This is a genomic window from Pseudomonas sp. GW821-FHT10C09 (assembly GCF_059415465.1).
This window is the reverse complement of record NZ_JBWKNG010000005.1, coordinates 86,111-100,409: the sequence shown is the minus strand read 5'-3', so window position 1 is coordinate 100,409 and position 14,299 is coordinate 86,111. Positions and strand designations below refer to the sequence as shown.

The 14,299-nt window shown below is 56.1% G+C and carries 16 protein-coding genes and 1 tRNA gene; 14 read left to right on the top strand and 3 right to left on the bottom strand.

The annotated features are described in order from the left end of the window. Positions 1-129 precede the first annotated feature (129 nt). The 4 genes from rpoE (at position 130) to AC07N8_RS06265 (ending at position 3,901) form a co-directional block, all read left to right on the top strand. Positions 130-711, top strand: a complete 582-nt coding sequence (gene rpoE, locus AC07N8_RS06280) for an RNA polymerase sigma factor RpoE/AlgU (RefSeq protein ID WP_007944079.1) — start codon at positions 130-132, stop codon at positions 709-711. A 30-nt stretch (positions 712-741) separates the two neighbouring features. Beyond that, positions 742-1,329: a sigma-E factor negative regulatory protein gene (locus AC07N8_RS06275; protein ID WP_027925537.1), complete on the top strand. Its 588-nt coding sequence runs from the start codon at positions 742-744 to the stop codon at positions 1,327-1,329. An 8-nt stretch (positions 1,330-1,337) separates the two neighbouring features. After that, positions 1,338-2,294 (top strand): MucB/RseB C-terminal domain-containing protein, encoded by a 957-nt coding sequence (locus AC07N8_RS06270; protein WP_483840612.1) that lies wholly within the window; start codon positions 1,338-1,340, stop codon positions 2,292-2,294. A gap of 182 nt (positions 2,295-2,476) precedes the next feature. Further along, a complete protein-coding gene (locus tag AC07N8_RS06265; RefSeq protein WP_493142688.1) occupies positions 2,477-3,901 on the top strand; it encodes a DegQ family serine endoprotease in 1,425 nt (474 codons plus the stop codon). A gap of 74 nt (positions 3,902-3,975) precedes the next feature. Here AC07N8_RS06265 and AC07N8_RS06260 read toward each other — a convergent pair whose 3' ends face one another. Continuing rightward, on the bottom strand, positions 3,976-5,409 hold the full coding sequence (locus AC07N8_RS06260; protein WP_483840614.1) for a M48 family metalloprotease: 1,434 nt from the start codon (positions 5,407-5,409) through the stop codon (positions 3,976-3,978). Between the two features lie 98 nt (positions 5,410-5,507). On the opposite strand from AC07N8_RS06260, the gene AC07N8_RS06255 reads away from it, so the two are divergent. Both AC07N8_RS06255 and AC07N8_RS06250 read left to right on the top strand, forming a co-directional pair. Beyond that, positions 5,508-5,747 (top strand): sulfurtransferase TusA family protein, encoded by a 240-nt coding sequence (locus tag AC07N8_RS06255; protein ID WP_027925533.1) that lies wholly within the window; start codon positions 5,508-5,510, stop codon positions 5,745-5,747. Positions 5,748-5,778: 31 nt separating this feature from the next. Further along, on the top strand, positions 5,779-6,849 hold the full coding sequence (locus AC07N8_RS06250; protein WP_123433866.1) for an AI-2E family transporter: 1,071 nt from the start codon (positions 5,779-5,781) through the stop codon (positions 6,847-6,849). Positions 6,850-6,973: 124 nt separating this feature from the next. Here AC07N8_RS06250 and AC07N8_RS06245 read toward each other — a convergent pair whose 3' ends face one another. Both AC07N8_RS06245 and AC07N8_RS06240 read right to left on the bottom strand, forming a co-directional pair. After that, the gene (locus AC07N8_RS06245; RefSeq protein WP_493142691.1) at positions 6,974-7,447 is read right to left on the bottom strand and encodes a peroxiredoxin; all 474 of its coding nucleotides are present in this window, start codon (positions 7,445-7,447) and stop codon (positions 6,974-6,976) included. 10 nt (positions 7,448-7,457) lie between these two features. Beyond that, positions 7,458-8,018 carry a glycine cleavage system transcriptional repressor gene (locus AC07N8_RS06240; RefSeq protein WP_027925530.1) on the bottom strand — a complete coding sequence of 187 codons (561 nt, stop codon included), beginning with the start codon at positions 8,016-8,018 and terminating at the stop codon, positions 7,458-7,460. Positions 8,019-8,344: 326 nt separating this feature from the next. On the opposite strand from AC07N8_RS06240, the gene dapA reads away from it, so the two are divergent. From dapA to AC07N8_RS06200, 8 genes are all read left to right on the top strand, one after another. Further along, complete coding sequence (gene dapA / locus AC07N8_RS06235; RefSeq protein WP_483840616.1) at positions 8,345-9,223, top strand: 4-hydroxy-tetrahydrodipicolinate synthase; 879 nt, start codon at positions 8,345-8,347, stop codon at positions 9,221-9,223. Positions 9,224-9,240: 17 nt separating this feature from the next. After that, a complete protein-coding gene (gene bamC, locus AC07N8_RS06230) occupies positions 9,241-10,356 on the top strand; it encodes an NlpB/DapX family lipoprotein (protein WP_483840617.1) in 1,116 nt (371 codons plus the stop codon). A 4-nt stretch (positions 10,357-10,360) separates the two neighbouring features. Beyond that, positions 10,361-11,119, top strand: coding sequence for an MBL fold metallo-hydrolase (locus tag AC07N8_RS06225; protein WP_123433871.1), 759 nt, complete (start codon positions 10,361-10,363; stop codon positions 11,117-11,119). A gap of 28 nt (positions 11,120-11,147) precedes the next feature. Continuing rightward, entirely contained in the window at positions 11,148-11,861 is a 714-nt protein-coding gene (purC, locus tag AC07N8_RS06220; RefSeq protein ID WP_007944067.1) for a phosphoribosylaminoimidazolesuccinocarboxamide synthase, read from the top strand. Positions 11,862-11,945: 84 nt separating this feature from the next. After that, positions 11,946-12,035 (top strand) — tRNA-Ser (locus AC07N8_RS06215). Positions 12,036-12,610: 575 nt separating this feature from the next. Next, on the top strand, positions 12,611-12,796 hold the full coding sequence (locus AC07N8_RS06210; protein ID WP_493142694.1) for a hypothetical protein: 186 nt from the start codon (positions 12,611-12,613) through the stop codon (positions 12,794-12,796). A gap of 45 nt (positions 12,797-12,841) precedes the next feature. Next, entirely contained in the window at positions 12,842-14,023 is a 1,182-nt protein-coding gene (locus AC07N8_RS06205; RefSeq protein WP_493142696.1) for a reverse transcriptase family protein, read from the top strand. A 2-nt stretch (positions 14,024-14,025) separates the two neighbouring features. Next, entirely contained in the window at positions 14,026-14,244 is a 219-nt protein-coding gene (locus AC07N8_RS06200) for a retron Se72 family effector protein (protein WP_493142697.1), read from the top strand. Positions 14,245-14,299 lie beyond the last annotated feature (55 nt).

Here is a 14,299-nt window from a genome sequence, read left to right as displayed (position 1 = left end):
GCGTGCCAAATCAGAGCCCGCAGGAAACTTGCTTGGAGGGGGAGAACTTTTGCGAAAAGCCCGAGTCTATGTTTGCAAGTCTGGTCGTTTAGTTATGCAAGCTTCCTCCGAGCTTATCGAGGAGTGTTCATGCTAACCCAGGAAGAGGATCAGCAGCTGGTCGAGCGCGTTCAACGTGGCGACAAGCGAGCTTTCGATCTGCTAGTGCTGAAATACCAGCACAAAATTCTCGGGTTGATCGTGCGTTTCGTGCACGACACCCATGAAGCCCAGGATGTGGCGCAGGAAGCCTTTATCAAGGCGTACCGAGCCCTTGGAAATTTTCGCGGAGACAGCGCGTTTTATACGTGGCTTTACCGCATCGCCATTAACACGGCGAAAAACTATCTGGTTTCACGCGGCCGTCGGCCGCCGGATAGCGATGTCAGTTCCGAGGATGCAGAGTTCTACGATGGCGATCATGGCCTCAAGGATCTCGAGTCGCCAGAACGTGCATTGCTGCGGGATGAGATCGAAGGCACCGTCCATCGGACCATCCAGCAACTGCCAGAAGATTTACGTACGGCTTTAACTTTACGTGAATTCGATGGTCTGAGTTACGAGGACATTGCGGCCGTCATGCAATGTCCGGTGGGTACCGTGCGCTCCCGGATTTTCCGCGCTCGGGAGGCCATCGATAAAGCCCTGCAGCCGTTGTTGCAGGAAAACTGAGACAGCGGCGACAGCCAAGAGAGGAACGCCATGAGTCGTGAAGCCCTGCAGGAATCGCTGTCCGCAGTGATGGATAACGAAGCGGACGAACTGGAATTGCGTCGGGTATTAAATGCCTTTGACGATGTTGAAACCCGTGAAACCTGGGCCCGTTACCAAATCGCTCGGGCAGTCATGCACAAGGACTTGCTGCTTCCACGCCTGGATATCGCTGCGGCAGTGTCTGCTGCGTTGGCCGACGAAGCCGTACCGGCAAAAGCCTCCCGTGGTCCATGGCGCAGCCTGGGTCGCCTGGCAGTAGCCGCCTCGGTAACACTGGCTGTACTGGCCGGCGTTCGTTTGTACAACCAGGACGAGATCGCTGGTGTCGAACTGGCTCAGCAATCCAATCAACCGGGTCTGGCCGTTCCTCAGGTCAAAGGTCCAGCTGTATTGGCAGGCTACAATGAGAGTTCGGATGCCACTGGCCCTATGGCCAACGGTGTATTGCAAGGTCAGCCAGGCTGGCACGATCAGCGTCTGCCAAGCTACTTGCGCCAACATGCTCAGCAAGCTGCGCTGAAAGGCACTGAAAGTGCTCTGCCTTACGCTCGTGCAGCAAGCCTGGAAAACCGCTAAGGAGGATCATGCGCGCCATACCTCTACTTTCGCTTCTGCTCGCAGGCTGGTTTGTCGTACCAGCCCACGCTGATGAAGCCCAGGACTGGTTGACCCGTCTGGGCCAGGCCGAGCAACAGCAAAGCTTTTTCGGTACATTCGTTTACGAGCGTAACGGTAGTTTTTCTACCCATAACATCTGGCATCGCGTCCAGGATGGCAAAGTCCGAGAGCGTTTACTCCAGCTCGACGGCTCCGCACAGGAAGTCGTGCGCGTTGATGGGCATACTCAATGCGTCAGCGGCACCCTGATAGCAGGACTGGGTGACTCACCCAATTCCGCTGCTCGTGCACTGGATCCACAGAAGTTAAAGAATTGGTATGACCTTGCCGTCATCGGCAAGTCGCGTGTGGCTGGGCGTGCGGCAGTGATTGTTTCGCTGACGCCACGTGATCAGCATCGATACGGTTTTGAGCTCCATCTGGACAAAGAAACCGGCCTGCCGCTCAAGTCATTGCTGCTTAATGACAAAGGGCAGTTGCTGGAGCGATTCCAGTTCACCCAACTGGACACCGCTGACGTGCCGTCTGACAAGGACTTGCAGGCGGGCGAAGATTGCAAGGCTGTCACCCTAGACAGCGACAAGGCTTCCGCCGTCAAGGCTGCACAGGTTTGGCATTCGGACTGGTTACCACCCGGTTTCGAGTTGACCAGCAGCAGCGCTCGCAAGGACCCGGAGACCAAAACGCAGGTCAACAGTCTGATGTATGACGACGGCCTGGCGCGTTTCTCGGTGTTCCTTGAGCCATTGAATGGCGCAACCGTGACGGACACCCGCACACAGTTGGGCCCCACCGTTGCGGTATCCCGCCGTCTGACCACGCCTCAGGGCGAAATGATGGTGACGGTGGTCGGTGAGATCCCGATAGGCACCGCTGAACGGATTGCGCTGTCCATGCGCACCGATGCCACTGCAACCAAGTAGTGAGCCATTGTCGAAATGTTTGGTGAGCATTTCAATTTGCAAAAAATCCTGAATGTTTCTATAGGTCAGAGCCTCACGGCTCTGGCCTTGTTTTGTTGTTCCCGGAACAAAAATACCGGCGTATTGTTCCCGGTGTTCCTTGCTCCATATCGCTTAACCATGCTCGTCGTAACGGGAGCCGTATGTCGATACCACGCTTGAAGTCTTACCTTTCCATTTTTGCCACCGTGCTGGTGCTCGGTCAGGCGGTCACTGCGCAAGCGGTTGAGCTGCCTGATTTCACCCAGTTGGTCGAGCAGGCCTCGCCTGCCGTGGTGAACATCAGTACCACCCAGAAACTGCCGGACCGCAAAGTGTCCGGGCAAATGCCCGACCTTGAAGGCCTGCCGCCAGCGCTGCGCGAGTTCTTCGAGCGGGGCATGCCTCAACCGCGTTCGCCGCGTGGTGATCGCCAGCGTGAAGCCCAGTCCCTGGGTTCGGGGTTCATCATTTCTCCTGATGGCTACATCCTGACCAACAACCATGTGATTGCCGATGCCGATGAAATCCTCGTGCGTCTGGCTGATCGCAGTGAGCTGAAAGCCAAACTGGTCGGTACTGATCCACGTTCCGACGTGGCGCTGCTGAAGATCGAAGGCAAGGACCTGCCAGTGCTTAAACTCGGCAAATCCCAGGACCTGAAAGCCGGCCAGTGGGTGGTTGCCATCGGTTCGCCGTTCGGTTTCGACCATACTGTGACGCAAGGCATCGTCAGCGCCATCGGGCGTAGCCTGCCAAATGAAAACTATGTGCCGTTCATCCAGACCGACGTGCCGATCAACCCGGGTAACTCGGGTGGTCCGCTGTTCAACCTGAATGGCGAAGTGGTCGGGATCAACTCGCAGATCTACACCCGCTCCGGGGGCTTCATGGGCGTATCGTTCGCGATCCCTATCGATGTTGCCATGGACGTTTCCAATCAGCTCAAAGACGGTGGCAAAGTCAGCCGTGGCTGGTTGGGTGTGGTGATTCAGGAAGTGAACAAGGACCTGGCCGAATCGTTTGGTCTTGAGAAACCGGCCGGTGCGCTGGTTGCTCAGATCCAGGACGACGGTCCGGCTGCCAAGGGTGGCCTGCAAGTTGGCGACGTGATTCTGAGCATGAACGGTCAGCCGATCGTCATGTCTGCCGATTTGCCACACCTGGTAGGCGCACTGAAAGCGGGCGCCAAGGCCAATCTTGAAGTGATTCGCGAAGGCAAACGCAAGAACGTCGAACTGACGGTCGGCGCGATTCCTGACGAAGGCAAAGAGCTGGATGCAATGCCTAAGTCCGGCGTTGAAATCAGCAGCAATCGTTTGGGTGTCTCCGTTGCCGAACTGTCCGATGAACAGAAGAAAACCTACGACCTCAAAGGTGGTGTGGTGATCAAGGAAGTTCAGGACGGCCCTGCCTCGCTGATTGGCTTGCAACCAGGTGACATCATCACTCACCTGAACAACCAGGCTATCGGCTCCAGCAAGGAGTTCACCGAGATTGCCAAGGCGCTGCCGAAGAACCGTTCGGTCTCGATGCGCGTTCTGCGTTCGGGTCGTGCCAGCTTCATCACCTTCAAACTGGCTGAATAAACCGGTTGTTGGCTGAATAAAAAACCGCCTCGAAAGAGGCGGTTTTTTTGTGCGCGCAATTTACAACTGAACCGTCAGCCCATCATGTCCTTGATCATGCGTTCCTGCTCCATCAGTTCACGCTGACGTGCATCGATACGCGAAGACAACGGGAAGTTGCTGCCAGCCTTACGCTTGGCGAAATCCAGTTGCTGAATGGCCTGACGATAGTCGCCGACCAACGCAAAGTACTCTGCGCGAGCCTGATGCAGGCCGATGATGTTGCCCGACAGGCCACGAGTCTCGGCCACCTGATACCACACGTCCGGATCGTCCGGGCGCGACTTGAGCAGGCCTTCCAGTGCTTTTTCGGCATCGGCGGTGCGGTTCTGTTTCAGCAGCAGATCGACACGCACCTGATTAAGCGGATAGTTGCCGGGGTATTGCGTGAGCAACCGGTCGACGCGTGATTGAGCATCCGGCAGGCGATTGTTGGTGATGTCCAGATCGACTTCCGCCAGGTTATAGATGATCTCGTTCGGCGCCTTGGCCAGCAGCGGCTTGAGGTTCTCCCGAGCTTCATTCAACTGGCCACCCTTGATCTGGGCGATAGCCAGGCCATAACGTGCGACGTCGTTTTTCGGGTTTTCTTCGAGCAAGGCACGGAAGCGCTTGGCGCCCAGGCCCGGGGTTTCTTCGTAGAATAACTGGACGCGCGCGCGAATCAGCTGATAACGCAGGGTGTCTTCGATGCCGCCTTGCGGAGCCTGTTCGGCGCGGTTGCGGGTGTCGGCGATACGCGATTCGGTAACCGGGTGAGTCAGCAGGAATTCCGGCGGCTTGGCGTCAAAGCGGTACTGGCGCCCCAGGCGCTCGAACATGGTCGGCATCGAGCGTGGGTCGTAACCGGCTTTTTCCAGATTGACGATGCCGATGCGGTCGGCTTCCTGCTCGTTTTGACGCGAGAAGCGTCGCTGTTCCTGAATCGCCGCCGCTTGCGTACCCGCAATGGCTGCGATCCCGGCGTCGCCGGCACCGGCTGCCGCAATCACGATCCCGGCCAGCAGGGCGGCCATCATCGGCACTTGCATGCGCTGCTGCGCTTCAATGCCACGGGCAAAGTGGCGTTGCGACAAGTGAGCCAATTCGTGAGCCAGTACCGAGGCGTATTCGCCCTCGGTTTGCGCATTGAGGAACAAGCCGCCGTTGACCCCGACAATCCCGCCCGGCGCCGCAAAGGCGTTGAGCTGTGGGCTGTTGATCAGGATGAACTCCAGGCGCCGGTCATTGACCTGGCTGGTTTCCACCAGTCGGTAAACGCTGGATTCGACGTAGTCCTTGAGCTGCGGATCGTTGAGCTGCGCAACCTGGCTGCGCAACAGCGCCAGCCAGGCACGGCCCAACTGGTATTCCTGTTGCGGCGAGACGATGGCAGAACTGGCGTCGCCGAGTGACGGCAGGTCGTCGGCAAAGCCCGGTGAGGCGAGCAGGCAAGCGAGCGTCAGCAGGGTAGGGCGCAAAAAAGTCATGCACAAAGCCTTAGTCGACAAAGACCTTACTGTAGCCGGACACTTGGCTTGCGACCAGATATTCTAGGCAACTCAACCACCAGACCCGGAGTGAAACAATGACCGACGCTGTAGAGCATGACGTCGAACTGGACGCCAGCGGCCTGAATTGTCCGTTGCCGTTGCTCAAGGCCAAGCTGGAGCTCAATCGCCTGGCCAGTGGCGCGGTGCTCAAGGTGATCGCCACGGACGCGGGGTCTCAACGCGACTTCCGCACCTTTGCCCGATTGGCCGGTCATACGCTGCTTCGTGAAGAAGATGAGGCGGGTGTCTACCGCTACTGGCTGAAAAAAGCCTGAAACCTGCTGCGTTCGTTTCTAAGGAATATTGATGTTCAAGGTGTTACGCGACTGGATTCAGCGCTACTTTTCCGATGAAGAAGCCGTGGTGCTGGCGGTGCTGCTGGTGCTGGCATTCACCGCCGTGCTCACCTTGGGCGGCATGCTCGCGCCGGTACTGGCCGGGATGGTGCTGGCGTACCTCATGCAGGGCCTGGTGGCCACCCTCGAACGCTTGCGCATGCCCGGTGGCGTCGCCGTGGGGTTGGTCTTCGCGCTGTTCATGGGGGCACTGCTGGTCTTCATGATTGTGTTGGTGCCGCTGCTGTGGCATCAGCTCATTACGTTGTTCAACGAGTTGCCGGGCATGCTCGCCAAGTGGCAGTCGCTGTTATTGCTGCTGCCCGAGCGCTATCCGCATCTGGTGTCCGATGAACAGGTATTGCAGGCCATCGAAGTGGCGCGGGGCGAGATCGGTAAATTCGGCCAGTGGGCGCTGACGTTCTCGCTGTCGAGTCTGCCGCTGCTGGTGAACATCATGATCTACCTGGTTCTGGTGCCGATCCTGGTGTTTTTCTTCCTCAAGGACCGGGAGATGATCGGCCAGTGGGTGCGCGGCTACCTGCCCCGTGAACGGGCGTTGATCACCCGCGTCGCTCATGAAATGAACCGGCAGATCGCCAATTACATTCGCGGCAAGGTCATCGAGATCTTCATCTGCGGTGGTGTCACCTACATCGGATTCGTCGTGCTGGGGCTTAACTACGCCGCGCTGCTGGCCTTGCTGGTGGGCGTGTCGGTGGTGGTGCCTTACGTCGGTGCCGTGGTGGTGACCGTGCCGGTGATGCTGATTGCGCTGTTCCAGTGGGGGTGGAGCGATCAGTTCATCTATTTGATGGCGGTCTACGGGATCATTCAGACGCTGGACGGCAACGTGCTGGTGCCGTTGCTGTTTTCGGAGGCGGTCAACTTGCACCCGGTCGCGATTATTTGCGCGGTGCTGTTGTTTGGCGGGTTGTGGGGATTTTGGGGTGTGTTCTTTGCGATTCCGCTGGCGACGCTGTTCAAGGCCGTGCTGGATGCGTGGCCGCGCAAGGAGCCGGAAGTCGCGCCGCTGCTTTAGTACTTCAGTGAGGCTGATGGCCTCATCCCGAGCAAGCTCGGTCCCACATTTGATCTGTGTGAATACAAAACCAATGTGGGAGCGAGCCTGCTCGCGAAGGCGTCCGAACAGGCGCCGAAAAAAATCAGGCCTTATTCAAAGCCTGAGCAGCCGCCAACACCGCATCCACATGCCCCGGCACCTTCACGCCGCGCCATTCCTGACGCAGCACACCGTGCTTGTCGATCAGGAACGTGCTGCGATCAACGCCCATGTATTCCTTGCCATACAACTTCTTCAGCTTGATCACATCAAACTGCTGGCAAAGCGCTTCTTCCTTGTCGCTGATCAGCTCGAAGGTGAACGCCTGCTTGGCCTTGAAGTTTTCGTGGGACTTGAGGCTGTCACGCGACACGCCGAACACTTCGGTGTTGGCCGCTTTAAACGCCTCGAGCTGATCGCGAAAGCCCTGACCTTGAGTGGTGCAACCCGGCGTGCTGTCCTTGGGATAGAAGTAGATCACCACTTGCTTGCCTTTAAGGCCCGCGAGGCTGACGGTCTGTCCATTGGTGGCGGGTGCTTCGAAGTCGGCAACCGGTTGGTCGATGGCAACGGCCATGAAAGCTTCCTTACATTGGGTTTTGTGGGCGCCACGGTTCGATCAGGGCATCCAGATTCAGCGCGTCGGCGAAATCCAGGAACTGATCGCGCAGCCAGCTGATCTGCACGCCGGCCGGCAAGGTCACGGTAAACGTGGCATTGAGCATGGTGCCGCCGGTTTGCGGCGCCTGATACGTGTCACAGGTCAGGTTTTCCAACTCGACGTTGTGGTCCATGAAGAACTGGCACAGCTCATTGATGATGTCCGAACGGTAGGCCGAGCTGACATAAGCCACGTAAGGCAGCGCCTGAGGACGGTTCTCCAGGGCCGCGCTGCGCACCACATTGACGGTGAACGCATGCTTTTTGGAGAGGCTCGGCAAGCTGCCTTCCAGACGCGCCAGGGCGTCCCAGCTACCGGAAATCTCGAGGATCAACGCACTGCACTCGCCATGACGGGTCAGGCGGGAAGTGACCACGGCGCAGCGATTTTCATGGCTGGCGCGGCACAGGACGTTAGTCAGCTCCATGGGGTTGGCGCCGAGGGCACTGATGACAAGGAATTGTTCGCGAACTGTGGGGGTGGACATGCAGCATTCCTAAAGCGATGAGCGGTCGGTACGTCTAAGGGCTTTTTTCCGGGAACAAGCCTGCGGATGCGAATTCAGAAAACCCGAGCCACAAGTTGCAACGTGCTCCAGTGAGGCCGGAGCGAGGGGTGGCAACGCTGGATCGGGGCTTGTGATGCCGTAAATGGAGGCTGGAAACTGGCGTACGAGCTTATCAGTACCGATCAAAGTCTGAAGGGTAGCGAAAAGCAACGCCAAGGGGAATGGCGGCAGCGCAGTACTTTGCTTGTGCAAGCATCTTGGCGCCAGTACCATTACCGCTCTCTTTTTCCGGCAGGAGCGGTTTCATGATTGCGGGCAGTATGGTGGCACTGGTCACACCCATGGATGCACAAGGGCGTCTTGACTGGGACAGCCTCAGCAAACTCGTGGACTTCCATCTTGAAAACGGCACCCACGCCATTGTCGCGGTCGGTACTACCGGCGAGTCGGCAACCCTCGACGTAGACGAGCATATCGCGGTCATCAAGGCCGTGGTCAAGCAGGTCAATGGCCGTATTCCGGTGATCGCCGGTACCGGCGCCAATTCGACCCGCGAAGCCGTCGAACTGACCCGCAACGCCAAAGCGGCCGGCGCCGATGCCTGCCTGCTGGTCGTTCCGTACTACAACAAGCCGACTCAGGAAGGCTTGTACCAGCACTTCAAGCACATCGCTGAAGCGGTCGACATTCCACAGATCCTCTACAACGTTCCTGGCCGCACCTCCTGCGACATGCAGGCCGAGACCGTGATTCGCCTGTCCACCGTGCCGAATATCATCGGTATCAAGGAAGCCACCGGCGACCTGAAGCGTGCCAAGGCAATCCTTGATGGCGTGAGCAAGGACTTCATCGTGCTGTCCGGCGATGATCCGACCGCTGTCGAGCTGATCCTGCTGGGCGGCAAAGGCAACATCTCCGTCACCGCCAACGTCGCCCCGCGCGAAATGGCCGACCTGTGCGAGGCCGCGCTCAAGGGCGATGCCGAGACTGCACGGGCAATCAACGAAAAATTGATGCCGCTGCACAAGGACCTGTTCATCGAAGCCAACCCGATTCCGGTGAAGTGGGCTTTGGTCGAAATGGGCCTGATGCATGAAGGCATTCGCCTGCCGCTGACCTGGCTGAGCACACCTTGTCATGAAACGCTTCGCTCGGCCCTGCGCCAGTGCAGCGTCCTGGTTTAATTGAGGAAGTACAACGCATGAAGCGAATGGCCGGACTTTCCGCACTTGCCTTGATTATCTCCAGCACCAGTGGCTGTGGATGGGTCTGGGGCCCGGAAGGTTATTTCCGTGACCGTGGTAGCGACTACCTGGAAGCGCAACAGACTGCACCGATGCAATTGCCACCGGATGTCACCACCGCCAAACGTCTGGATCCGCTCCTGCCGATCCCGCGTAACGTGGCCGATGACACCGCCAAGGGCGAATACATCGTTCCTCGTCCGCAGCCGTTGTCGGCGTCGGCCGATGCCAGTGCCTACTCCCTGCAGAAAGTCGGCGATTCGCGTTCGATCCTGGCGCAGAACCCTCCGGCCGAAGCCTGGCCAGTGGCTGTGCAGTTCTTCCAGGACAACGGTTTCCGTCTGGATGAACAAAAGCCACAAACCGGCGAATTCACCACGACCTGGCAGCATTCCGACGAACTGTCGGCAGCGATGGCTAAACGCCTGAGCGCCGCCGGTGTCGCCACCGACAGCGAAACCCGCGTGCGAGTGCGGATCGAGCCGGGCGTGCAGCGCAACACCAGTGAAATCTACGTGGTCAGCGCCGAGCGTCCTGCCGGCAGCACCGCCGATGTGGACTTCACCAACCGTTCGGTCAACACCGGCCTGGACGCAGCACTGGTCGACGACATGCTCGCGAGCATGAGCCGCATTTCGGAGAAGGGCGGTTCGGTCTCCATGCTGGCTTCGCGTGATTTCGATACGCCAAGTCGTATCAGCCTGAGCGAAGACGGCAGCGGCAACCCGGTTCTGAACGTCGGCAACGACCTCGACCGTGCCTGGTCGAGCGTCGGTCGTGCGCTGGAGCAAGGCGAATGGCGCGTTGAAGACATCAACCGCAGCCTGGGCCTGTACTACATCAACCTGTCCGAGAAAGCCGAGAAGAAAGACGAGAAGCCTGGCTTCTTCAGCAGCCTGTTCGGCAGCGCGCCGAGCAAGGAAGAAGTTGAAGCCCGTGCCGAGCGTTATCAGGTTCGCCTGAGCAAGGTCGGTGAAAACGTCCAGGTGACCGTCGAGAAAAACATCAACACCGTGGCGCCGGCAGACGTGGCGCGTAAAGTGTTGAGTGAGATTCAGGACAAACTGGGCTGATCACATGCGTTTTGCCGTTCTCGGCAGCGGTAGCCAAGGGAACGGCACGCTGGTAGCCAGCGATGACACGTACGTGCTGGTGGATTGTGGTTTCTCCCTGCGGGAAACCGAAAAACGCCTGCTGCGCCTGGGTGTGAACCCTGCGCAGTTGAGCGCGATACTCGTGACCCACGAACATGCCGACCACGTGCATGGCGTGGGTTTACTGTCTCGGCGCTACAATCTGCCTGTCTACCTCAGTCGCGGGACCCTGCGCGGGATGCGCAAACCAATTGAACCGGCTGGCCTTCTGGCTGGCGGCGAGCAACTGCAGATCGGCGCTCTGAGCATCGGCGTCATTGCCGTGGCCCACGATGCACAGGAGCCGACGCAATACGTCTTCAGCGACGGAGAGCGGCGCTTCGGCCTGCTGACCGACCTGGGTTCGTATTGCAACACGGTGCTGGACGGCTATCGGGACCTCGATGCGTTGATGATCGAGTCCAACCATTGCCGTGACATGCTGGCTCGCGGTCACTACCCGTACTTTCTCAAGCAGCGGGTGGGCGGTGAACTGGGACATTTGAACAACCACCAGGCGGCATTCCTGGTGTCTGAGTTGGGCTGGCAAGGCCTGCAACACCTGGTCCTGGCCCATCTGAGCAGCAAGAACAACCTGCCGCAGCTGGCCCGGCAATGTTTTGTCGACACCCTCGGGTGCGACCCCGACTGGCTGCAACTGGCCGATCAAGATTCAGGGCTCGACTGGCGACACATCGCCTAGCCCACCTACTTAGCAAGCGGAGCCCATCATGGAAAAACGTGAAGAACTCTACCGCGGCAAAGCCAAATCGGTTTACAAGACCGACGACGCTAACCGCTTGATCCTGCTGTTTCGCAACGACACCTCGGCGTTCGACGGCAAGCGCATCGAGCAGCTCGACCGCAAAGGCATGGTGAACAACAAGTTCAACGCCTTCATCATGCAGAAACTCGAAGCCGCCGGCGTGCCGACCCAGTTCGACAAACTGCTGGGCGACAACGAATGCCTGGTGAAAAAACTCGACATGATCCCGGTCGAGTGCGTCGTGCGTAACTACGCCGCTGGCAGCCTGGTCAAGCGCCTGGGCGTCGAAGAAGGCATGAAGCTCAACCCTTACACTTTCGAACTGTTCCTGAAGGACGACGCCAAGGGCGACCCGTTCATCAACGAATCCCACGTCGTGGCCTTCGGTTGGGGCACCGCCGAGCAACTGGTTCGCATGAAAGAACTGTCGCTCAAGGTCAACGAAGTCCTGAGCAAACTGTTCGACGACGCCGGCCTGCTGCTGGTCGACTTCAAACTCGAGTTCGGCGTATTTCACGACGGCTCCATCGTCCTGGGCGACGAATTCAGCCCGGACGGCTGCCGCCTGTGGGACAAGGCCACCGGCAAGAAAATGGACAAGGACCGCTTCCGTCAGGGCCTCGGTGACGTCATCGAAGCCTACGAAGAAGTCGCCAATCGTCTGGGCGTACCGCTTTAATCGACGCAAGCATCTGATAGCACAGAATTATTTTGCGTTAGGGGGTTCGCTTCCGGCAAAAGTGTTGTTATGATGCGCGCCGTTGGAGAGATGCCAGAGTGGCCGAATGGGACGGATTCGAAATCCGTTGTACCTTCACCGGTACCTAGGGTTCGAATCCCTATCTCTCCGCCATACAAGTAAAAGCCTCGTAAGTCTTTGATTTACGGGGCTTTTTTGTGTTCGCTGATTTTCCGATTCTACTACTCGTTTCTACTACTTTGCCTTCTGAGCAATCACAATCGGCAAATCGGTCCGCCTGCGCGCAAATTTTGTAACCAGCACCCTATCTCGGGCATGCAATGAGAATTGCAAACTAGAGCGTTTCGGCAATCATCGCCACAAGCGATGGAGGGATTTTAAAGGTTTGCAAAAGTTCATTTTTTTTGTGATGTGTTGTTGACAGCATAGCCTCCTAATTCATATGCTGAGGGTGCAGGTGTATTCACCTGTTCTCGCTCTTTAAAGTCATATTTTCAAGGAAATCGATGCCTAACTTGGCGACCCTTTGGGGTCATGACCGGCGCCTCGGTAGCCTCCGTACGCGGGGTGGCGTGTTCTTCGCTCCCCCGGTTACGCGCTGCGACCGTTGTCTGGCGTAAAAGTTAAGAGTCCATTTGAGTCAATACAAATATTCCTTGAGCTGCTTAATCCAATTGGTCTGGCCGTGAAGACAGAATTCTCTGTCTTCACAACAAGAGGGTTTTGCAATGTTTGATGTAAAAATTGAAATACATATGACTGGTAAAAAGAAGAGCATTCCTGAGGTAGCTAGAGATAGTCCTTCGGGGAAAAGAATTGGCTCAAATGCAGCTTTCAGATTGACCGTGATGGCTTTCTTCGGCTGGGTTGGTCGCAAATTGATCTCCATTTTTTTGGGGGACGATAGCAACTAACTGACTCTTAATCTTTGCTTTGATAACCTCGGAAAGGTCAAGCTAGTGGCGAAGGACAAGCCTTACTATCCTCATGCATCCATTGGTTCTCTAGCGATGTTGGCTAAGACATTAGGTGTGCATCCGAAGCTACTTAACGACTTGGCAGAAAGAGCGACTGATTCGTATACTCATTTTGTCATTGAGACAAAGGGGGGGAAGCAGCGGAATGTCTATGAGCCAAAGTACGAGCTTAAGAAACTTCAAAAAAGAATAAACTCAAGGCTTTTCGAAAAGGTCCGTTACCCGTTTTATCTTCAAGGCGGAGTCAAGGACGAGGATAAGCCCCGTGACTATATTGAAAATAGCCGAATCCATGCTGGTTCAAAGTCTCTAATTAGCCTCGATATTCGAGACTTCTACGATAATATTCCTTACGAAAGTGTGCTGGGCGTCTTCAAATATTTATTCAAGTTTCCTGACGAAGTCAGTGCTTTGTTATCTAAAATAGTTACTAGAGACGGAAAAGTTCCACAAGGAGCTTGCACCTCTAGCTATGTTGCTAATTTGATATTTCATAATTCTGAATATGACTTTGTCGTGAAGCTCAGGAATCAAGGTGTCGCATATTCCCGTCTTCTAGATGATGTGACCCTGTCGTCAAATAAAGTTCTAACTCAGGATGAGGCTACTTTTTATATAAAGTATGTAGCTGGTCTGTTTAGTGAACATAAGTTACGTATCAAGAAAAGTAAAACGAAGATAGAACGAGCCGACGATTTGTCTGCTGAATATGCTGTAACTGGTGTATGGGTTGGGCACGGTGTTCCAAAAATTCGGCGTGCTGAAAGAGATTTAATTAGACATTCCGTTTATATCTGTGAGCAAGAGTACCAAAAGGACAGGTTTCGTGATGAGTACCACGAGCTTTGGAATAAAGTCTCAGGTCAGGTTGCGAAGTTGACAAGGCTTGAACACTCTCAAGCTTTGAAGCTTCGTGCGCGGATGAGGGATATACTCCCGCTTTATGATGGTAAAGCAACTGCCGCGATTATCCGTGAGGCTGACTTGCTGTTGAAACGGCCGAAGACGAGTCATGCAAAAGTATCAGTGGTTAATGCATATCGCAGGTTAATCAACAGAGTTGGAATTCTGACAAGGACTAACAAGGTGCTGGCAAGAGCTCTTAGACGTCAGTTGAAGGCGAAGTTTTCCGACGTTCCATCCAAAATGCTAATGTGGGAGTGAATATGTCTGACGAAAAGCTAATTGATACCGGTTTCGTTAATTCTTACAATTCGTTTAAAGGTTATGGATTTATCAGAAGAGAAAAAGGCCGTGACGTGTTTTTCTCTTATGATGATGTTGAGGATGTTGCAACCGGAATTGTGATGGGTGATGTTGTTCGGTTTGAAGTACATGAAGAGCCTAAAGGGCCGAGGGCGTACAAAGTTTTTCGTACTGCTTGATTTTTCGAGCCACGATGCCGGCTAATCCTTTGACTTAACTTTTGTTCTGTATTCG